This window comes from Aeromonas sobria, from assembly GCF_006243315.1.
Lineage (GTDB): Bacteria > Pseudomonadota > Gammaproteobacteria > Enterobacterales > Aeromonadaceae > Aeromonas > Aeromonas sobria_A.
Genome location: NZ_NKWE01000044.1, coordinates 82259 through 101465 on the forward strand (window position 1 = coordinate 82259; position 19207 = coordinate 101465).

The window sequence follows — 19207 nt, forward strand, 5'->3', positions numbered from 1 at the left end:
ACCCTCTTGTTCAACGCGGGATCGCCGATGATGGCTGGCAGTTAAGGCGCCATTGACCGATCCCCATCAATGAAAAATCCGAAACCTGTTGCAGGGTTTCGGATTTTTTTATGCCTGTCGAACAGGGTCAGGAAGCGAGCCACCGGCGGCCAGCAGTAGGCAAGCGGGCCTGCGATCACTACAATGGCGCTCTTTTGGATGTAACGAGTAATAGACATGGCGGAACTGACCTATCTGGGTGGCTATCCCGATCCCCTCAAAGCCCAGGTACAACAACTGATCAGCGCAGGCAAGCTGGGGGATATGCTGGCCAAACGCTATCCCGATAGCCATCAGGTCCAGAGTGACAAGGCGCTGCTGGCCTATACCATGGAGCTGAAGAACCGCTACCTCAAGAGTTCGGCGCCGTTATCCAAGGTGGTATTCGATGGCAAGATCAATGTCATCAAGGATGCCCTCGGCCTGCACACCTATATCAGCCGGATCCAGGGCAACAAGCTCAAGGCCAAGAACGAGATCCGCATCGCCGCCCTGTTCAAGGAGGCGCCACCGCCCTTTCTGAAGATGATCGTGGTACACGAGCTGGCCCACATCAAAGAGAAGGAGCACAACAAGAGCTTCTATCAGCTCTGCCAGCACATGGAGCCGGACTATCATCAACTGGAGTTTGATCTCAGACTCTGGCTCACCTGGCGCGATATCGACAAGGCCAGCCGCTAGGCTGACAACCGTTTCAAGGAGGAAACATGTCATTTGCCGCCATCCCCTTTAGCGCCACGCGCTTTATTGCCACTGTGGTCATTGCCAATGTGTGCCGCGCTGCCCGTCCTCGCCGCGGGTCACGCGGGCTGCTAGCCCTGCTGCTTCTGTTCGCGGGCCACAGCGCCTGGGCCGATGAGCGCTGGCAGAGCGACAGCTATCTGGTCGAGAGCTTTATGGCCATCGCCATGGAGCGGGAGTATGGCGAAGCCAAGCAAACCCGCTTCGCCCGCTGGCAGCAGCCAATCCGGTTGCAACTCATCAACGAGTCGGGGGACAAGCCGCTGCAGGCGGAGGTGGTCAAGGTGCAGGCGGCCCATCTGGCCCGCATCACCGGTCACCCCATCAGCATGGTGACCGCAAAGCCCAATCTGACCCTGATCATGACCGACTACAGCAAGATGAAGAGCTGGGCCAACCGCACCATGGGCAACGACCCGTCGGTCAACATCGCCCTCAAGGAGGGACTCTGCCTTGCCAACTTCGCCACCAACCCGCAGCACGAGATCAGCCGTGCCACCATCATCATTCCGGTGGACTACAGCCGGGCCAAGGGGCGCTTTCTCGACTGCGTGGTGGAGGAGTTCACCCAGGTGATGGGGCTGCCCAACGACTCGGACAAGGTGTTCCCCTCCATCTTCAATGACAACAGCATCGACAGTTTTTTGACCGGCCTCGACTATGTGCTGCTCAAGATGGCCTATCACCCGGCCCTCAAGCCGGGGATGAGCAGTGACGAGATCCGCGCAGCGCTGCCCACTGCGCTGGCTGATCTGCGCGCCAAGGGGGAGATCCGCGAAGCCAATCGCCGGGTGCAGCAGCAGAGCCTGAAAAGCTGGGCGGGGCTGTGAATACCTCCCCTGCCGGTGCTATCAGGCAGCAGTGGCTGCCATCACCTCAGCCACTGGTTCGCAGTGGGGATCAAAGCGCAGCACCCGATGGCAGATCTGGCGCAGCAGCGCCTGCTGGTGGCTAAAAATCAGGATGCCAAGCCCGCGCTGTTCGCACTCGCGCATCAACTCCAGCCAAATATGGCGCTGAATTTGCGGATCCAGCTGGGCGGTCACCTCATCTGCAATAAGCAGACGAGTACGGGGATCGAGGGCGCGCAGCAGCGCGATGCGGGCCAGCTCGCCGCCAGATAGCTGACCCGGCTTGCGACTTAGCCACTCGGGCTTGACCATAAAGCGGGCCAGCATGGCATCATCGGGGCGCCACACATCCCACAGCGCCTGCCCGGTGGTGCGATAGGGATTGAAAGTGAGTTCCGGGTGCTGGGGCACCAGCTGGATGGGGTTATACCCCTTCACTGGCTCAGGCACAGGCTGCCCATCCAGCCGCATTTCCCCGCTTCCCCGAACCGGTTGCCAACCGGCTAATACCCGCCCCAGCGTGGTCTTGCCATAACCGCTCGGGGCGGAGATGCCAAGCCGCTCACCCGCTTTGACCGTCAGGATAAGCCCCTGCCAGAGGGGGCGTTCCCCCTGGGCGATGGTGAGATCTCGAACTTCAAACATCAGGAAACCTCCGGCACAGAGAAGAGCGCATTGAACTCCGGCAGCGCCTGCCAGTGAGCACGGAGCATCTCGCTCCCCTGCCCCTGGCGCAGATGGTGGCTGCTCAAGGTGTCGCTCACCTGCCCCTGATGCAGCGCTACAATGCGATCGGCAAAGCGGGCCGCCAGCGCCAGATCGTGGGTGACCCAGAGAATACCGCTGCCCTGATTGGCCAATTCGCGCAACTGGCTGAGCAGCAGGCAGGCCAGCTCCTCGTCGAGCCAGGCGGTGATCTCGTCCGCCAGAATGTAGCGGGCGCCGCCGAGCGCCGCAGTGCAGGCCAGAATGCGCTTGGCCATGCCGCCGGAGAGCTGGCGCGGATAGTTGTCCAGGGTGGCAGCGGGCAGCTGGTAGCGCAGCAGTTGTTCGCCGAGCCGCTCGCGAGAACCGTTCTGGCCACACAGACGCGCCGCCCGGCCCAGCTGGCGCTCCACCGTCAGCAGCGGATTGAGGGCGCTAACCCCCTGCGGCACATAGCAGAGGGTGTGACCACGCAGACGGGCTCGGCTGGCGTCGCACAGGGGCGTGCCATCAAGGGAGATGGCGCCGCGCATCCGCAGGTTGTCCGGCAGCAGGGTCAGGGCGCTTTGCAGCAGCAGGCTCTTGCCCTCACCGCTCCCCCCCACCAGCGCCACTATCTCCCCCGGCGCCAGTTGCAGGCTGATATCGGTCAGCAAAGGCTGCCAACTGCGCCGCCCCAGCCAGGAGTAGTGGGCCGCCTCTATGGTCACATGGTCAAAACTCAGCATGGTTCACCCCCAAACCAGAGCTGCTGCAGGGCGCGGGTAGCCTGATCAAACAGTAAAACCAACGTCAGCAGCATCACCCCGGGGAAAAGAGCCAGCCACCAGCCGCCGCCGGCCAGATAACGCAACGCATCCGCCAGCAACAGGCCAAGGGAAGCCTCATGGGCCGCCAGACCAAAGCCGAGAAAGCTCAAGGCGGCGCTGTGCAGCACCGCATGGGGAAACATCAGCAAGGTGCCGATAAACCACTGGGGCAACAACCCCGGCAGCAGGTGGGTGCGCCAGCGACGCAGCGCCCCCATCCCCTGACAGCGGGCCAGCACCACGTAGTCGCTGCAGGCGATCCGCCGCGCTTCTGCGCAGAGGATCAGCGCCAGCTTGGGCCAGTGGGTCAGCGCCACCGCCAGGATCACCCCGCGCATGCCGCCCCCCACGGTAAAGCAGATCAGGATCAGCAGCAGCATATGGGGCAGCGCCAGCATGGCGTCGATCACGAGCCGCACCGCCACATCGCATCTGGGGTGAATGAGCGACAGGCTTGCCGCCACCATGGCCAGCAAGCCGCTGCACAGGGCCGTGCTGATCCCCAGCTCCAGACTGGTGAGGGTGCCCTGAAAGGCCCGCAACCAGAGATCCCGCCCCATCTGATCGGTGCCGAACCAGTGGACCAGCGAGGGGGGTTGCTGGCGCGCCAGCAGATCCATCGGCACATCCTGATGAGAGAGGCTCCAGCCGTAGGCGGCCAGCAGCGCCAATCCGATCAGAGCCACGGCCAACCGCAATATTGAGGGGAACGGATTAAACAGCATGCTCACCCTCCCAACCCCGATTGATGCGGGCCAGCAGCAAACTGGCCACAGTGTTGCCTATAAAGACCAGCAAGGTGCAAAAGAGCACTATGCCCATCAGCAAGGGGATATCTCCCCTAAGCCCCGCATCCACCGTCGCCTGCCCAAGCCCCGGGTAGGAGAAAACCTTCTCCGCCAACAGCGACCCGCCAATCAGTTCCCCCAGCGAGGCAAACTGCAGGCAGATCGCCGGGGTCAGAGCATGGCGCAGCACGTGAAAACGCAGCATGGGCCAGCCGCCATCCCCTTGAGCGCGTGCGTAACGGATAAAGTCACTCTCCAGCACCTCGGCCACCCGCCCCCGGGTATGCAGGGCAATGTTGCCCACCCCGAGCAGCGCCAGCGTGGTGACCGGCAGCAGCAGATGGCGCAATCGCATGGCCCAATCCGCCTCATCGGCTGAGAACCCCGGCGTCCAGGCACAGCAGACCGGCAACAGCGGCCAGTGCACCGCAAACAGCGCGAGCAGCAAGAGGCCAACCCAGAAGGTGGGCAAGGAAGCGAGCAGATAGGCAAAGCGGCAAATAAAGCGATCGGGCCAGCGGTTAAGATAGCGACCGGCGCAGAGGCCCAGCAGGATGCCGAAAAAGCCGGAGAGCAGCCAGGCCCCCGCCAGCAGCAGGAAGGAGGCAGCAAAGCGGCTGCCGATCACCTGAACCACAGGTGCGTTGTAGAGCATGGAGTAACCGAAATCCCCCTGCAGCACTTGGCTAAACCAGTGCCAGTAGCGCAGCCACAGCGGCTGATCCAGCCCCCAGCGGGCGGCAATGCGGGCGTACTGCTCGGGCGGCACATGGAGCAGATCGTTGCCGATATATGCCTTGATGGGATCAATGGGGGAGTAACTCAGCAGCACAAAGGTGGCGACAGAGACCAGACAGAGCAGCCCTGCCAGACGCAGCAGGGCTTTTACCAAGATGTAACCGGAAGCGCTAACGGGCGAACTTAACGGCACGTCCACCGCCAATCCTGCAGGTTGTTGAGCAGGGACCAGCTACCGTGAATTTCCGGCGCCCCCTTGCCAAGGTCGATGCAGCTGTTGGCGAGATAAGTGTGCTGCACATTGAGCAGCCAGGCCCAGGCAGCATCCCCCTGCACCCCGGCGCCGCTCTTGCCATCCCACTCCACCTGCTGCCAGAACGGTACCGCCGCCTGCCAATTCGGGGCATCCAGCGCCTGCTTGAGGTGGCCATCCACCACAGGGTTGCTGTAGTAGCCCGGGTTGTAGAACTCAACGCCACCCGAACCACTCTGATAGTGGTGATAGAGCTCCATGGGATCCAGACTCCCCCACCCCATCAGCACCGGATTGGCGTGCATCTCGCGTTCCACCTGCTCCCAGCTGCCGGATTTGAGGCTCACTTCGAGACCGATGGGTTTGAGCATGGCGCGCACCGCTTCCGCCAGATCCCGGCGGGTGCTGTCGCCACTGGTGTACCAGAGGGTAACGGCGGCGCGCAGGTCACCCTTGTGGCGAATGCCATCGTTGCCCATCTTCCAGCCAGCCTCATCGAGCAGGGCGTTGGCATGGGCGACATCCCCATCCTTGAAGGCAGTGGCTTTGTTTAGCCAGGGCAACCCTTCCACCGCGCTATAGGCGGGGATGGCGTGCCCTTCCAGCAGTTGATCGGCCAGCAGCTTGCGGTCGATGGCATAGTTGATGGCGCGGCGCACCGCCACATCGGCGGTCACGTCGTTGCCGACGGGATAACCCTTGGCATCCTTGCCGCCCGCAGGGGGGATCGGAAAGACGATGCCACGGTTCTCCACGCTCGGCCGAACCCACAGCTTGAGGGAGGCAGGCACGGTGGGCGCCAGCGACGGGGGGATGCGCACCAGATCGAGCTGGCTGCTCTGGGCAGCGGCATAGGCGCTCTCTTCATCGATAAAGACAAACACCAGCCGTTTGAAATCATTGTTGCCACCGGCGTAATAGGGGTTCGCCTCCACCACCAGTTGCTGACCGGGCAGGAAGCTCACCAGCCGGTAAGGGCCGGCACCGACCGGCTTTTGAGCGTACGCTTTTGCGTCGTAATCCCTCTTCGACACGATACCGAGGGAGCCCAGCACATTGACGAAGGTGCTCTGGGGGGCGCTTAAGACGATGGCCACCTCGGTAGGCGAGAGCACGTTGGCCGAGACAAAGTTGCCCATGTCGATCTTGCCGCCGCCCTTGGCCGCGCTGTTGTAGGTAAAGGCCACATCCTCGGCGGTGAGCGGCGCGCCATTGGAGAATTTCAGATCGGGCTTGAGAGTAATAAGCCACCCCTTGCCATCCTTGCTCGGGGTCACCGCCTGGGTGAGCAGATCCTGCCAACTGAGATCGGCGTTTTGTTTAAGCAGCGGGCTGTGCAGCAGCAGGTAGCTGCCGTGACTCCAGCCAAGCAGAGGGTCAAACCCTTCAGTGGGCTCGGCGCCGATGGCGAGCTTGAGTTCGGCAGGCACCGGTTGGGTAGCGGCCAGCGCGGCGTGAGAGGCGGTGCCCAGCAGCAGGGTCAACAGGGTGGCAGCACTGGGGCTGACGTAATGGCGAAGGGGATTGCGAGAAACAGCCATGGGGATCCTTTTTATTGTTCCACTCACTCTTTATCTCTGAAAGAAGAGGTTGAATGCGTGCTGGTAAATGCGAGTGAGGGGCCAAAGTGGCCCCCTATTCTAAACTTGATTTCGCGTGAAACCTAGCGACTATGCCGGTTGGCCGCGCCGGGCACCGAACAGCCGTCTGCGCCCCAGATCCACGCCGCCAGCCCCTTGCTGCACCGGCAAGGAGAGCAGCATCTTGAGGGTGCTGCTCACCAATGAGCGCCCCTGCTCGGCACCCAGGTGCGGTTCGAGCGGCGACATCAGGGAACAAGCCAGCAGCTGCCCCGTCTCGGGCAATTCACCCACCATAAAGGTCATGTTGCCGCAGGGGAGCTGCAGGGCGAGCCGATCGCTGCTGCTGCGCACCGGCCAGAGTTGATCCGGCCCCGGCAGCACCACCACGCTCAGCATCCAGGGGGTGAGCACGCAGCCGAGCCACTGCCCTTCAAACAGCACACTCTCCGCTACGATGGGCATGTCCGGGTGATAGAAAGGCAACCCTTGCATCTCTTCCCGAGCGATCCGCTCATACTGGGCCACCAGCAAAGGCGCGGGATTGCTGGCAAAACCCGAAAACTCCTGCTGGCGCTCCTGCACTGCATCAGACTCGCTTAAATGGGACTGCGCCATAGACCCTCCTGCTCTTGCTTTGCCCGCTCGGCATCGGAGAGCGCAATGGCGGGGGCGCCAACACTGGCCAGCAGGGTCAAAATCCGATCCTTCGCCTCCCCCATTGCCGCCGCCACCACAGGGGTAAGACCGATGCGCGGTTCAAGGGATTCAGGCTCTATGCCGATCAGGGTGAGCCGCTTTGGCGACTCCCCCGTCATGTGCAGCGCCGAGAGCACATCCGCCAGCCCCAGCTGGTGTGGGGAGATCTTGCGGCCAAACAGGGTCGGGATCTCCTCATCCTTCAGGGTCACCACTGTGCCCGGCGGGTTACCGCTGCGCACCGCATCCGCCAGAATAATGTGGTCGCGACTGGCCATCGCTTCGAGCAACTCCATACCGGCGGTGCCGCCGTCCAGCAGCTCGATGCCGGGGGCGAAACGGTATTCGCGCCCCAGCGCCTCGACGATGCGTACCCCCACCGCTTCGTCGCTCAACAGCAGGTTGCCCACTCCCAGGATCAAGGTGTTCATCACAGCACCTTCACCTGAGTCACTTCGCCATTTTGGGTATCCACCACGTGGACCGCGCAGGACATGCAGGGGTCGAACGAGTGGATGGTGCGCACCACCTCCAGCGGTTTGGCCGGATCCGCCACCGGCGTGCCTACCAGCGCCTGCTCGTAGGGGCCGGGCTCGTCATTGAAGTTGCGCGGGCCCGAGTTCCAGGTCGAGGGCACCACCGCTTGATAGTTGGCGATCTTGCCCTCCTTGATGACGATCCAGTGGGAGAGCATGCCGCGCGGCGCCTCTTCAAAGCCCACCCCGCGAAACTCCTTGTCCGCCGGGATCTCGGCCTTGATGTAGGCGGTGAAATCCCCCTTGCCGATGTTGTCGATCAGCGCCTGCCACTGGTGCGCCAGGGTATCTTTCAGCACGCAGCAACGCACCGCGCGGCCGATGATGCGGCCCATGGTGGAGTGCAGCTGTTCGGTCTTGATGGCCGAACCGGTCAGTGCTTTATAAATGCCATTCAACTGGTCGAAGTGCGTCACCGTCTCCGGGTGTTTGGCGGCCAGTTTGACCAAGAGGTCTGCGAGCGGCCCCACCTCCACCACCTTGCCGTAGAAGGTGGGGGATTTAACCCAGGAGTATTTGCCATCATCCTGCCAGCCGGTGTAGTTGGGCTCGGTTTTGCCCTCCCATGGCTTGAGGGGCTCGTCATCCTTGTACCAGGCGTGCTTGTTGCTCTCGGCGATGCCATCCATCAGCCAGGCGTCCTGATGGCTCTCGATGGGGCGATAGCCTGCCAGATTGCCATTCTCGATATAGCCGCCCGGCATCAGGAAGCTGCCGCCGTCGGCGTCGGTGGGGAGCTCAGGCACGCTCAGGTAGTGCTTGGCCCCCTGCCCCAGACTCAGCCACTCGGGGTAGTGAGCGGCTATGATGGCGGCATCCACCTTGTAGACCTGCTCGATAAACTCGCCGAGCCGGTCGATGAAGCTCTTCACATAGAGCAGCCGCTCGAGGTTGAGCACGCTCGGTGCATCCAGATTGATGGGGTTGGCTACCCCGCCCACCGCCAGATTCTGGATGTGCGGGGTCTTGCCCCCCAAGATGGCGACGATGCGGTTGGCATCGCGCTGGCACTCCAGCGCCTGCAGGTAGTGAGCCACGGCGATGAGGTTTACCTCCGGGCTCAGCTTCATCTCCTTGTGACCCCAGTAGCCATTGGCAAAGATGCCGAGCTGGCCGCTGGCCACCAGGGCGCGGATCTTGTCTTGCACCTTGGTCAGCTCTTCGGCGCTGTTGAGGGACCAGGTAGAGACCCCCTTGAGGATATCCGCCGCCTTTTGCGGATTGGCCTGCAGCGCTGCCGTGATGTCCACCCAGTCCAGCGCGGAGAGCTGGTAGAAGTGGACGATGTGATCGTGGATGTTGTGGGCCGCGATGATGAGGTTGCGGATGAACTGGGCATTGACCGGTACCTTGGCGCCGATGGCGTTCTCTACCGCCCGCACCGAGGCGATGGCGTGAATGGAGGTGCATACCCCGCAGATGCGCTGCACAATCATCCAGGCATCGCGCGGGTCGTTGCCCTTGACGATCTCCTCCATCCCGCGCCACATGGTGCCGGACGACCAGGCTTTGGTCACTTTTCCACCTTCGATTTCGCAGTCGATACGCAGGTGCCCCTCAATGCGGGTGATGGGGTCTATGGTGATTCGTTGGCTCATACGTTGACTTTCCCTCGGGCCTGATAATCTTGGTGAACACGTTCAAGTGATGGCAGTACCGGCAACAACCGGATCAGCAATAAATAGGCACACACCTCGATGGCGACGAAGCCAACGGAGATCAGCACCTCCTCCGCGGAGGGGAAGTAGTGGTAGCCATTGCCGGGGTTAAAGGCGAGCAGGGAGTAATCCAGTCGCCAGAGGGCTGCGCCCAGCAGCATGCTGAGAGCCCCCAGAAACAACATGCGCGAATCGCGGCGGCTCTTGTCCCAGTGGAACACCAGCAGCGGGAAGATCATCAGCGCAATCTCGCTCCAGAACATGATGGAGAAGCGGTTGAACTCGGAGAGATAGGCCGACTTATCATTGATGACGATCTCGGCAAAGCGCAGCGCCACAAACAGGATCAGGAAGATATCGATCACCTGGGTCAGCTTGTAGAAGAGCGACTTCTCGTTGGGGCCCCGCCCCGCCAGTCCTGCCTGTACCAAAGAGCCCTCAAACACCACGATGGAAAAGCCCATGATAAAGGCGGTCAACAGCGAGAAGACCGGCAACAACTCATAGCTTTGCCAGAGCGGATGGATCTTCTCCCCCGCCACTATCATCAGGGAGCCCATGGAGGATTGGTGCATGGTGGGCAGCAGAGCCCCCAGCGCCAGCACGAAGAACATGATCTTGTTGAGGCGAATGAGTGACGCCTTCCAGCCAAACTTCTCCAGCAGCACGGGAGCAAACTCCAGCGCCATCACCCCGATATAGATGGTCATGCAGACCGCCGTCTCGAACAGCACCGAGGAGGTGTTGAAGTGACCGGGCAGGTAGAAGTACGGCAGGTTCCAGTAACGCCCCACGTCGATGGTGATGGAGAGACCACCCAGCGAGTAGCCAAACAGGCTCGCCAGCAAGGCTGGCCGCACCAGCGGGTGATACTCGCCGCGGTTAAACACATAGACAGCCCAGGCCAGCGCCCAGCCGCCACAGGCGAAACCGGTGCCGATCAGCAGGTCAAAGGAGATCCACAGCCCCCAGGGATAGCCGCCGTTCAAGTCAGTGACCGAGCCTAGCCCGAAGACGAGACGTTTCAAGATCAACATGCCGCACAGCACGGCAAAAGGGGCCAGCACCAGCACCGGCCAGCTGACCAACTTGCCACCGAGGGGATGAGCCTTATGGTTACTCATGATCCTTGCCTCCCTTTGTTACGCCCTGATCCTTGCTCTGCGCACTCCCCTGATCATGATCATCATCATGATGGTGATCGTGACCGTTCTTCTTGGTATTGCGGCGGATCAGCACCGAGAGGCCGGTCAGCACCACCATGGGCAGCACCATCCCCTTGTAGAGGGTGTGCTGGATATGCTCGGAGCGGGCACCGGAGGAGAGCTCCGGCAGATCTGGCATGTCGAGCTTGGTATAGGGCACCCCGGCCAGCACCAGCACCTGGGTACCGCCCCCCTCTTTCTCGCCATAGACGTAAGGCTGGTAGTTGGGCACTTCGTGCAGGTAAGGGTCGTTGGCGGAGAGGGTCTGGCGCGGATAGGCGTATTCGCTACCCGGGCTCGCCAGCAGGCGGCGCTTGGCCTCGGCCATCAGCTCCTCACGGGTGCCGAAAATCACGGCGCCGGTCGGGCACACCTCGACACAGCCGGGCAACTTGCCCTGATCGATCCGCTCAAGCCCCTTCTGGTTGCAGAGTTCGCACTTGTGGATCGCCCCCAGCGGATTGTCGTAGTCATACTTGGGCACATCGAACGGGCAGCCCACCATGCAGTAACGGCAGCCGGTGCAGACGCTCGGATCGTAGTGAACGATGCCGGTCTTGGGATCTTTGGTAAGGGCCTGCACCGGACAGACCGAGACGCAGTTGGGATCGACGCAGTGCATGCACTGCTTTTTGATGTAGGCGTAGCCATCCACCAGCTGATCCTTGTGCTCACCCGTACCGCTCTGCCACACCTGAATGATGTTGTTGGTGTAGGGCGTCAGCTTGTCGTTGGTGGACCAGGTCTGTGCTCCCTCCGGATTGGACGGGTTGCCATTGAGGCGCTGACACTCCGCCACACAGGCCTGACAGCCGACGCAGAGGGTGGAGTCATACAACATGCCGAGCGCCCCGGGAATGGGCGGTTTGTTCTTGGCCGCCGCCAGTGCGGTGCCGGGCACGGCAGCCCCTGCCGCCAGCGCGCTGGCAGAAGCGAATTTGAGGAAATTGCGTCTGTTCACGGTTACTCCTCCCGTGATGGGTGCTGCCCGGCTTCGTGGCGCTTCTGCTGGCGACCGAGTTCACGCACCGTCATCAGACTCACCCCCACCAGCACCCCGAGGGCGCCACCGATCAGGCCAGTCGCGGTGGGCGAGGTATAGCCCCCCTCCTGGATCTTCACATCGGGTTTATCCACCCGCGGGGTCGGGTTCTCTACCTTGGCGAGCTGGAAGATCCCCTTGCTAAAACCCACCCCCTGCTCGTTGCAGCCGTAGCAGGGGTGGCCGATGCCGACCGGCCAGATGCCACCGCCCACATCACAGAACTCCAGGGTCGAACAGTTGCCGTAGGTCTCCGGCCCCTTGCAGCCCAGATGGTATAGACACCAGCCCTGACGGTGCCCCTCATCGCCAAACTCCTTGGCAAAACGCCCTGCGTCGAAGTGCGGACGACGCTCGCAGTTCTCATGGATCAGCCGCTCATAGGCAAACAGCGGCCGCTTCTTGCTATCCAGCGCCGGCAGCTTGCCGTAGGTGATGTAGTAGGCAACCGTGGTGAGGAAGTTGTGGGGATTGGGCGGGCAACCCGGGATATTGATGATCGGGGTGCCGATATTGCCGAGGGCCTCTTCCAGACTGACGGCGCCGGTCGGGTTGCTACCGCTGGCAGGCACGCCGCCCCAAGCGGAGCAGGAGCCAATGGCGATGACCGCAGCCGCATCGACGGCCGCACGGCGAATATGGTCGACGATGGGCTCACCGGCCACCATGCAGTAGACGCCACCATCTTTCAGCGGAATGGAGCCATCCACCACCAGCAGATATTTGCCTTTATAGCGTTTGATGGCGTTGTGCTTGTTCTCTTCCGCCTGATGACCAAAAGCCGCCGAGAGCACCTCGTGGTACTCCAGCGAAATGGTATTGAGGATCAGGTTCTCGATGGTGGGGTGCGTGGCGCGCAGCAGCGACTCGGTGCAGCCGGTGCACTCCTGCGCCCCAATCCAGATCACCGGCGGCCGCTCGGGGCTGGTGAGCGCGGTGGCCATCTTGGCAACGGCATTCTGACTTAATCCCAGGGTTGCGGCCATCCCGGCACACAATTTCATAAAATCACGGCGATTAATCCCATGAGCCGATAAAAAATTATCCTCGACCATTCTACTTATTCCCGTAGTGAGCACTTGTTTGGTAAATGCTTAATAGCGGAAATGCTAAGGACTCACCCACCCTGCAGTATTGATCTCTATCAATTTCGACAGGCTTACCCCTATTTTCGAGGCGAGCCACATCACAAATAAAACTATTTACCCCTAAAGAGATACTCACCAAGCCATAAATTTAATGAATTTAATTGGATGCCAAATAATTAATCGCACAACAGGCCAATCTTTGCCAGATGGTTAAATTAATATGGGCGGCGACTTGGGTATTTTCTTGATTTCACAAGCCGGATACGCCGCCATAAATGATCCGTTGGATATATCTTCATGCACCCAATCGCATGTTCTTGTCGCCCACTTTTGTCGCCCCTTTTACTGGCCCCAATCTGACTGGATGCCTGGCACCCTTGCCTAATGCACCTTCACCGGCAGCACTGGCGGCTAGCGGATCAGGCCCATTGCACTTCCCTTGCTGGCCCCCACCACGCTAGCCATGGAAAAACAGCCCCTACAACCGCTCTGCTTATCCGATGGGAAAATTTTCGCACAGGGCGATGTTTACGCACAAACATGAATGGTGATTCACACTCAAAAGGCGTTCCCAAAAACGTCGGCACCGCGCCATTAACATATTGGCAATGTCGCCATTGTTGATGAGTTGTTCGTTAATATACAAATTACATTGTTAAACAGCACAATATTTACCTTAACGTCACCTCACGTAATTAACCAACACGTAAATGGGCATAAATACACCACGATAATGATAAAAGCTCTTATTCAATGGCCATGCTGGAATATTTATACCTCCCCCATCATGGCAAGATGAAAATAGTAGCCACCCGAAGGTTCGCTCTGACATAACGATAGCATCACCACTATTTTGCAGATGAGTGACGCCCTGATGAGTTCAACTCGACCTTGCCAATGGCCAGCACCGCCAAGCTGACGCGGTGATCAATACCTCCTGCTCGAGCCACCGGGCCTGACGCCTCAGCGCATCCAGCCAGGGGAGCGCTTCCGTTCCCCCTTCATCCTCAGTCAACGGCAGCGCACGCCAGGGGATCTTGCCACTGCCAGCGGTGAAGGAGCCCACAGGCCGGGCGTAATGACCCAGATAGGGCTGTAGCTCGCAAGGTAGCCAGAGCAGCGCGGGGCGATCAAGGTCGCGCGCCAGCTCGATGGCGATATCAATACCCCGTTGATCGAGATCGCCAAAGTGAGCCCACTGCACCCCCTGCGGCAATAGCGGGATAAACCGCTTGGCAAGGGTGGTATTGCGCCCGGGGGCAAACAGCAGCAGTTGCCCGGGCTGGAGCGGGTAGTCAACAAAGGCGCCCTTGTTCTCCACCGTGATGACCTGATGCCCTTGCCACCAGATGGCCGCCAGGGTGGCCAGCGCCCGCTCAGGCAAGGCCAGCTCACCCAGTAACGTTATCACCGCCGTCATATCCTGCGGCTGGCCGTGCTGATCGACCAAGGAGAGCGGATCAAGCGTGCGCAGACGGATCACCTCATCCTGCGTCAAGGTCATGTTCGCACACTGTGGGTTGGCGTTCTCCCCGACGCGCGGATGCTTGCTATCCCCGTGCCAGAGCGCATGAAAGCTGGCCTGATTGAGCCGTGACGGCAACGCTATCCCCAAGCTTTGCAACTGCTCCCCCTTGTCCGGTGCGGGGGGCGGTAGCTGCGCCAGCTGCCCGATCAGATACGCACGTCCCGCCTCGGTCAGCACACAACGGGCACCAAGCCTAACCGGCTTTACTCCGTCAACCGCCTGCAACAGATCTTTCAACTCCCTACCATGCCTGCTCTCAAGGGAGCAGCCCTTCTCGTTCTGGCTATCGAGCAACCGTGCACACAGTTCCTGTACCCGGACTTCATCAAACAGCGACATCCTCACCTCCCCACATGGCTTCATATGACGAAGTAGAGGTGATTTTCCCTGTCATTACCGTGACCGGCTTCGCAAGCGGTTCTCATCAGCCCCACCATGCCCGGCCCGATACTGGTAAACCCGCCACAAACGGCGCAAGCTCACTGAGATGCACATCACATGGCCACCATCTGGCAGGGGTACTGGCCGATACCTTCATTTGGACTTTCAAAAGGGCTGCCCATGACCCAGTCGACAGACAAACCACAACCCTCCTCGTGGCATGTTTCAGATCTCCGCGAGCTGGCGCAGTTGCTCACCCTGGCCCTGCCCGCCGCAGTACAGATGACCGAAGCTGTGCATCAAGCGATATTGAGCGGCATGGGGTTTAAGGGGCGGGACAAAGGGAAGACAGCGGGGATCACCGGGCTGGTTTACAAGGGTGTGCATGGGGCGGCCAACACCTTGAGCCATGGCATTAATGGGCTGCTGACGCACCTGCCGCCGACCCCGCCGTTGCACCACATTCCCGAGACCCCCAAACGCGCCGCCCTGATCGCTACCCTCAACGGGATAATGGGGGACAAGCTGGTCGAGAGCGACAACGCCCTCGCCACCCCCATGACCCTGCGCTATCAAGGCAAACCTCTTGATTGGCAGGCTATGCCCGCAGATCTTCCCCCCGAAGGACGGGTACTGTTGATGGTGCATGGCCTGTGCATGAATGATCTGCAGTGGCAAACCCGCGATCAGGACCAGCCCGTCAATCATGGGGAAAATCTGGCTAATACCCTGGGTTATGTGCCCCTCTATCTGCGCTACAACTCGGGGCTGCCCATTGCCCAAAATGGCCAACAGCTGGCCCTGTTGCTGGAACAGTTGACCAGCCACTGGCCGGGGCAACTCAAGGAGATCAACGTGCTGGGCTACAGCATGGGGGGACTGGTTGCCCGCAGCGCTTGTCATTATGCCAGCCACGGTGATCTCACCTGGCCCGCACACCTGCGCAACCTGCTCTTTATCGGTACCCCCCACCATGGTGCGCCGCTGGAACATGCAGGCCATTGGCTAGAGCAACTGTTGCCCACTACCACTTACACAGAGCCCTTTGTCCGGCTAGCAAGGGTGCGCAGCATCGGGATCAAGGATCTGCGCCACGGCAAGGTGATCGAGCCGCTCGCAGCGCCCGACCACCCCACGCACTTGCGGGATCCGCGCACGCCACTGCCCCTGCCTGCCGGGGTGAACTGCTTTGCCATCGCGGCCACCACCGCCGCCAAACGCAGTCTGCTGGCAGACAGATTGATTGGCGATGGGCTGGTTCCTTTGCGTAGCGCCCTCGGCCAGCATAACGAGGCTCGCCACCAACTGGCCTTCCCCCCTTCTCATACCATGATTGCCTATCGCACCAGCCATATGGCCCTGCTCGCCAGCCCGCAAGTGGGCCAACAACTGCTGCAATGGCTTACCCCCCATAAGGCATAAGGGTTGGCCTACCAACAAGGGGGGCGGCGACACTGCTTATTCGTCCGCCATGGGGCGACGGTCATGGCATCGTGAATGTGGCAACCGGTGGACGCAACACCGAAAAGTACCATGCCTGCCTGCAGATCTGCCCACCGCATTGTCACTGAGGTAGCTGAATTTTCGACGACCTGGTATATCGTCGTCACCAGCGAAAACTGTCTATTAATACAACAGAGTGCTGGCCCATAACGGGCACCTGTGGCAGGCTGGGTTGTCGAAGGACAGACCACCATGACACCTTGTGTGTCCCCATAGCAAAGGAGCGCCGCCGATGGCCAAAGTGAACAAAAAAGAGATCAAGAAGAAGATCGCCGCACGTCTTGAGAAAATTGCCAAACATGAAGGCAAGATCAAGAAACTGAAAAAGGCCCTGAAATAGCGGCTTGAACATACCTGAGTAAGAAAAACCGCCAGCTTGAAGTGAGCCCGATATGTTGGCCACCTTAAGCTGGCGGTTTTGCACATCAGCGACCTGGGTTAACCAGGTTGCGGCTACCCCCCAACACCCCGGTTCAACCCGATTTTCCTGCTTTTTGATCTAACGGCGCCATTCGGGCGCCGCGTATGGCCTTGCCAGCAGCTACCTTCAACAGAGTGTTTGATATGAGCCAGCAGTGGAGCGCCATATGTACTCTTACACCCTCACCTTCAAAGAAGATGTCGATCGCCTGACCACCCCGGAGCAGGAGATCACCCTGCAGAGCCCCGCCATGACGGGCGACTTTATTATCCTCTCCGACGGTAGCCGTCATCAGGTGATGTTCGTCACCCATCGCTCCCACTACAGCAGCCTCTATCTTGATAAAGGGGTCAGAATACCGCAGGGGTAACCACATCGATCCGGTCGATCCCGTCAATAATGGCCGCTCACCCGGCGCCACAGGTGCTGGCTGCCTTCACAAAGGGCTCGTATAAATTCCGCCATGTCACCCACAACCGGCGTTTTGTGATATGGCGCTGATCCTGCGGGAATAATCGGGAATGATCTCGGGATCCGTGCTTAATTTAAAGCAGTTGATACCCATTGCATCTGTATACAACGCTCGCATTGTAATGACCAAGGATGGCCAACCCCATGAAGGATGCCCCCTTATCCACCCGATTAGAATATGAGCTGGATCACCTCAAATCGATCTTCAACGAGATCGGTGCCTATCTCTTCACCAAAGATCTGGATGGCCGCTACGTCTATGCCAATCAGGCCGTGCTGGATCTCTTTGGTTGCACCCTGGCCGAGCTGCAGGGCCAGGATGACAGTGCTTTTTTTGACCTCGACCACTCGGATACCCTGCAACGTCATGATCGTCAGGTACTGGCACAGCAGATCGAGATTTGTCAGGAGGAGATCAACTACCTCAAGGAGACCGGTGAGAAACGCATCTACTGGAGCGTAAAAAAGCCCATGTATGGCAGGGATGGCGCACTGATTGGCCTGTGCGGTATCTCTACCGATATCACCGAAAAGAAGCGGATCGAGGCCCATCTGGCAGAGCAGCATCAATTGCTGGAAATCATCCTCGCCAACGTGGATGCCCATATCTACATGAAAGACAGCCAGCACCGCTTTCTTTATGTCAATCAGAAGGTCGCCGAACTGCTTGGCTTGCCTGCCGAGCAGATCATCAACCGCCGCGATGACGAGGTGATCCCTGCGGCCAGCGCCTGCCAGCTGTGGCAGCTGGACAACCGGGTTTTCGAAACCGGCGAGCTGCAAGCCGGGGAAGAGTTATTGACCAATGTTGAGGGCAATCAGCACTACTACTGGTCCGTCAAGGTGCCCTTTTTACTGGCCGATGGCACCCCGACCCTGATCGGTATCTCCTCCGATATCACCGAGCTGCATCAACTGAAGGAACAACTGCATCAGCAGTCGGTGCAAGATAGCCTCACCGGTCTCTATAATCGCCGTTTCTTCTTTGAGGTATGCGAAAAGAACCTGAGTTTAAATGCCCGCCACCACCTCAAATCGGTACTGATGGTACTGGACGTGGATCAGTTCAAGTGCATCAACGATCGCTATGGTCACCCGCTGGGAGATCGGGCGTTGACCCACCTTGGCAAGGTCATGCAATCGGTACTGCGCAGCGAAGATGTGTTAGCCCGCATCGGCGGCGACGAGTTTGCCATTTGGCTACCCAACACCAGGTTGTCGGCGGCCTCATCGATGGCCGAACGGCTGTGCCAACAGGTGATGCAAAGCCCGTTAGCCCTGCACGATGGCGATGAACTCATCATCACCATCAGCGCCGGGTTGGTGGAAAATAGTGAGGGCGAATTGCTGGAAAGCCTCTACGCCCGCGCCGACCAGATGCTCTATCAAGCCAAACAGGCTGGCCGCAATTGCGTGGTGTGCGCACCAAGCTAAGTGTGCGTTTATCTTATCCCGTCGATTAACCCCCATCACTGAGCCATGGAGCCCTGCGTTACCAATGGATGCGAGTAGTGCAAGTGATGATGGCCTGATGGGCCAGCTGAGGCTGTGATACATATGTGATACATCAGTGGCAACACCCCGTGCCTGGCGCGGGGTGTTCTATTTTTAGCCTTAGTGGCGCACCCGGCTCTGCTGGCGGAAGCAGTAGAGTTTGAGGCTGATGTCGGCGATATCGGCGGGTAGCTCCTCCCCCTGTTCGGCAAGAGGTTGGTAGAGCGATGAGAGCAGACGTTCGGCCTGCTGCACCGTGATGATGTCGGCCTGGATGGCCGGGGTGATCCAGCTCGGTAACATTGACATATCTCCCCCTTATTGATCAGGTGACCTCGGGTGAACACATCCATTTCAGGTCTCACGGGGCTGTCCCACTTCCTCTGCCCCTGCCGACCCGTTCACCCTCTGCCTGTCATCCGATCAAAGCAAAATGCTTGCCGTGATCTCTTATCGGCCAACATCCAATGGGGCTATAGCGATTTATCAACCACTTGCGGGCCATATCGGAGGGCAGAGCACCACCACCCTCACCACCCCTTGACCGCCCGCCGTCAACAGCTTGCCACTCTTGCTTTTCCCCGCGTCTTTCATTGCAAAATGCGACTCGCACCTTGCTTATCTCAGGATCAGGAGCAGCCAGGCGTCAGAATCTGTGTCATTTTCAGAAGACGACT

The 19207-nt window shown here is 59.8% G+C and carries 19 protein-coding genes; 5 read left to right on the plus strand and 14 right to left on the minus strand.

The window, feature by feature from the left end; genetic code table 11:
• Positions 1-41 precede the first annotated feature (41 nt).
• Complete coding sequence (locus CF137_RS21985; protein WP_162515949.1) at positions 42-218, minus strand: hypothetical protein; 177 nt, start codon at positions 216-218, stop codon at positions 42-44.
• On the opposite strand from CF137_RS21985, the gene CF137_RS14680 reads away from it, so the two are divergent.
• Positions 217-720 (plus strand): M48 family metallopeptidase, encoded by a 504-nt coding sequence (locus CF137_RS14680; protein ID WP_139719885.1) that lies wholly within the window; start codon positions 217-219, stop codon positions 718-720. The two genes, CF137_RS21985 and CF137_RS14680, sit on opposite strands and share 2 nt — an antisense overlap.
• Before the next feature lie 26 nt (positions 721-746).
• A complete protein-coding gene (locus CF137_RS14685) occupies positions 747-1610 on the plus strand; it encodes a DUF2927 domain-containing protein (RefSeq protein WP_139719887.1) in 864 nt (287 codons plus the stop codon).
• 21 nt (positions 1611-1631) lie between these two features.
• Here CF137_RS14685 and CF137_RS14690 read toward each other — a convergent pair whose 3' ends face one another.
• From CF137_RS14690 to CF137_RS14745, 12 genes are all read right to left on the minus strand, one after another.
• A complete protein-coding gene (locus tag CF137_RS14690) occupies positions 1632-2276 on the minus strand; it encodes an ATP-binding cassette domain-containing protein (protein WP_139719889.1) in 645 nt (214 codons plus the stop codon).
• The gene (locus CF137_RS14695; protein ID WP_101347258.1) at positions 2276-3064 is read right to left on the minus strand and encodes an ATP-binding cassette domain-containing protein; all 789 of its coding nucleotides are present in this window, start codon (positions 3062-3064) and stop codon (positions 2276-2278) included. The genes CF137_RS14690 and CF137_RS14695 overlap by 1 nt, the downstream gene beginning before the upstream one ends.
• The gene (locus tag CF137_RS14700; protein ID WP_139719891.1) at positions 3058-3870 is read right to left on the minus strand and encodes an ABC transporter permease; all 813 of its coding nucleotides are present in this window, start codon (positions 3868-3870) and stop codon (positions 3058-3060) included. The genes CF137_RS14695 and CF137_RS14700 overlap by 7 nt, the downstream gene beginning before the upstream one ends.
• On the minus strand, positions 3860-4870 hold the full coding sequence (locus CF137_RS14705; RefSeq protein WP_139719894.1) for an ABC transporter permease: 1011 nt from the start codon (positions 4868-4870) through the stop codon (positions 3860-3862). Before CF137_RS14705 ends, CF137_RS14700 begins: the two co-directional genes overlap by 11 nt.
• A complete protein-coding gene (locus CF137_RS14710; RefSeq protein WP_139719896.1) occupies positions 4855-6465 on the minus strand; it encodes an ABC transporter substrate-binding protein in 1611 nt (536 codons plus the stop codon). The genes CF137_RS14705 and CF137_RS14710 overlap by 16 nt, the downstream gene beginning before the upstream one ends.
• Before the next feature lie 129 nt (positions 6466-6594).
• Positions 6595-7122: a hydrogenase-2 assembly chaperone gene (hybE, locus tag CF137_RS14715; RefSeq protein WP_139719898.1), complete on the minus strand. Its 528-nt coding sequence runs from the start codon at positions 7120-7122 to the stop codon at positions 6595-6597.
• Entirely contained in the window at positions 7104-7634 is a 531-nt protein-coding gene (locus CF137_RS14720) for a HyaD/HybD family hydrogenase maturation endopeptidase (RefSeq protein ID WP_139719900.1), read from the minus strand. Before CF137_RS14720 ends, hybE begins: the two co-directional genes overlap by 19 nt.
• Positions 7634-9337, minus strand: coding sequence for a hydrogenase 2 large subunit (gene hybC, locus CF137_RS14725; protein ID WP_139719902.1), 1704 nt, complete (start codon positions 9335-9337; stop codon positions 7634-7636). Before hybC ends, CF137_RS14720 begins: the two co-directional genes overlap by 1 nt.
• Positions 9334-10521, minus strand: a complete 1188-nt coding sequence (gene hybB / locus CF137_RS14730; RefSeq protein ID WP_098969364.1) for a Ni/Fe-hydrogenase cytochrome b subunit — start codon at positions 10519-10521, stop codon at positions 9334-9336. The genes hybC and hybB overlap by 4 nt, the downstream gene beginning before the upstream one ends.
• Positions 10514-11563 carry a hydrogenase 2 operon protein HybA gene (gene hybA, locus CF137_RS14735; RefSeq protein ID WP_139719904.1) on the minus strand — a complete coding sequence of 350 codons (1050 nt, stop codon included), beginning with the start codon at positions 11561-11563 and terminating at the stop codon, positions 10514-10516. Before hybA ends, hybB begins: the two co-directional genes overlap by 8 nt.
• A 2-nt stretch (positions 11564-11565) precedes the next feature.
• On the minus strand, positions 11566-12699 hold the full coding sequence (gene hybO / locus CF137_RS14740; RefSeq protein ID WP_068978527.1) for a hydrogenase 2 small subunit: 1134 nt from the start codon (positions 12697-12699) through the stop codon (positions 11566-11568).
• Between the two features lie 913 nt (positions 12700-13612).
• Positions 13613-14599 (minus strand): Wadjet anti-phage system protein JetD domain-containing protein, encoded by a 987-nt coding sequence (locus CF137_RS14745; RefSeq protein WP_139719906.1) that lies wholly within the window; start codon positions 14597-14599, stop codon positions 13613-13615.
• Between the two features lie 222 nt (positions 14600-14821).
• Between CF137_RS14745 and CF137_RS14750 the strand changes: the two genes are divergently transcribed.
• The 3 genes from CF137_RS14750 (at position 14822) to CF137_RS14765 (ending at position 18470) form a co-directional block, all read left to right on the plus strand.
• Positions 14822-16063, plus strand: a complete 1242-nt coding sequence (locus CF137_RS14750) for a lipase family alpha/beta hydrolase (RefSeq protein ID WP_139719909.1) — start codon at positions 14822-14824, stop codon at positions 16061-16063.
• 668 nt (positions 16064-16731) lie between these two features.
• Positions 16732-16935 (plus strand): hypothetical protein, encoded by a 204-nt coding sequence (locus tag CF137_RS14760; RefSeq protein ID WP_042021824.1) that lies wholly within the window; start codon positions 16732-16734, stop codon positions 16933-16935.
• 233 nt (positions 16936-17168) lie between these two features.
• Complete coding sequence (locus CF137_RS14765; protein WP_240038554.1) at positions 17169-18470, plus strand: sensor domain-containing diguanylate cyclase; 1302 nt, start codon at positions 17169-17171, stop codon at positions 18468-18470.
• A 180-nt stretch (positions 18471-18650) separates the two neighbouring features.
• Here CF137_RS14765 and CF137_RS14770 read toward each other — a convergent pair whose 3' ends face one another.
• Positions 18651-18839: a hypothetical protein gene (locus CF137_RS14770; protein WP_042021814.1), complete on the minus strand. Its 189-nt coding sequence runs from the start codon at positions 18837-18839 to the stop codon at positions 18651-18653.
• Between the last annotated feature and the right edge of the window lie 368 nt (positions 18840-19207).

Coding starts and splice junctions, on each gene's coding strand:
- CF137_RS14685 (WP_139719887.1), top strand. CDS start 747: ATGTCATTTGCCGCCATCCCCTTTAGCGCCACGCGCTTTATTGCCACT.
- CF137_RS14770 (WP_042021814.1), bottom strand. CDS start 18,839: ATGTCAATGTTACCGAGCTGGATCACCCCGGCCATCCAGGCCGACATC.
- CF137_RS14680 (WP_139719885.1), top strand. CDS start 217: ATGGCGGAACTGACCTATCTGGGTGGCTATCCCGATCCCCTCAAAGCC.
- hybO (WP_068978527.1), bottom strand. CDS start 12,699: ATGGTCGAGGATAATTTTTTATCGGCTCATGGGATTAATCGCCGTGAT.
- hybE (WP_139719898.1), bottom strand. CDS start 7,122: ATGGCGCAGTCCCATTTAAGCGAGTCTGATGCAGTGCAGGAGCGCCAG.
- hybC (WP_139719902.1), bottom strand. CDS start 9,337: ATGAGCCAACGAATCACCATAGACCCCATCACCCGCATTGAGGGGCAC.
- CF137_RS14765 (WP_240038554.1), top strand. CDS start 17,169: ATGGCCAACCCCATGAAGGATGCCCCCTTATCCACCCGATTAGAATAT.
- CF137_RS14745 (WP_139719906.1), bottom strand. CDS start 14,599: ATGTCGCTGTTTGATGAAGTCCGGGTACAGGAACTGTGTGCACGGTTG.
- CF137_RS14695 (WP_101347258.1), bottom strand. CDS start 3,064: ATGCTGAGTTTTGACCATGTGACCATAGAGGCGGCCCACTACTCCTGG.
- CF137_RS14760 (WP_042021824.1), top strand. CDS start 16,732: ATGTACTCTTACACCCTCACCTTCAAAGAAGATGTCGATCGCCTGACC.
- CF137_RS21985 (WP_162515949.1), bottom strand. CDS start 218: ATGTCTATTACTCGTTACATCCAAAAGAGCGCCATTGTAGTGATCGCA.
- CF137_RS14750 (WP_139719909.1), top strand. CDS start 14,822: ATGACCCAGTCGACAGACAAACCACAACCCTCCTCGTGGCATGTTTCA.
- hybB (WP_098969364.1), bottom strand. CDS start 10,521: ATGAGTAACCATAAGGCTCATCCCCTCGGTGGCAAGTTGGTCAGCTGG.
- CF137_RS14720 (WP_139719900.1), bottom strand. CDS start 7,634: ATGAACACCTTGATCCTGGGAGTGGGCAACCTGCTGTTGAGCGACGAA.
- CF137_RS14700 (WP_139719891.1), bottom strand. CDS start 3,870: ATGCTGTTTAATCCGTTCCCCTCAATATTGCGGTTGGCCGTGGCTCTG.
- CF137_RS14710 (WP_139719896.1), bottom strand. CDS start 6,465: ATGGCTGTTTCTCGCAATCCCCTTCGCCATTACGTCAGCCCCAGTGCT.
- CF137_RS14690 (WP_139719889.1), bottom strand. CDS start 2,276: ATGTTTGAAGTTCGAGATCTCACCATCGCCCAGGGGGAACGCCCCCTC.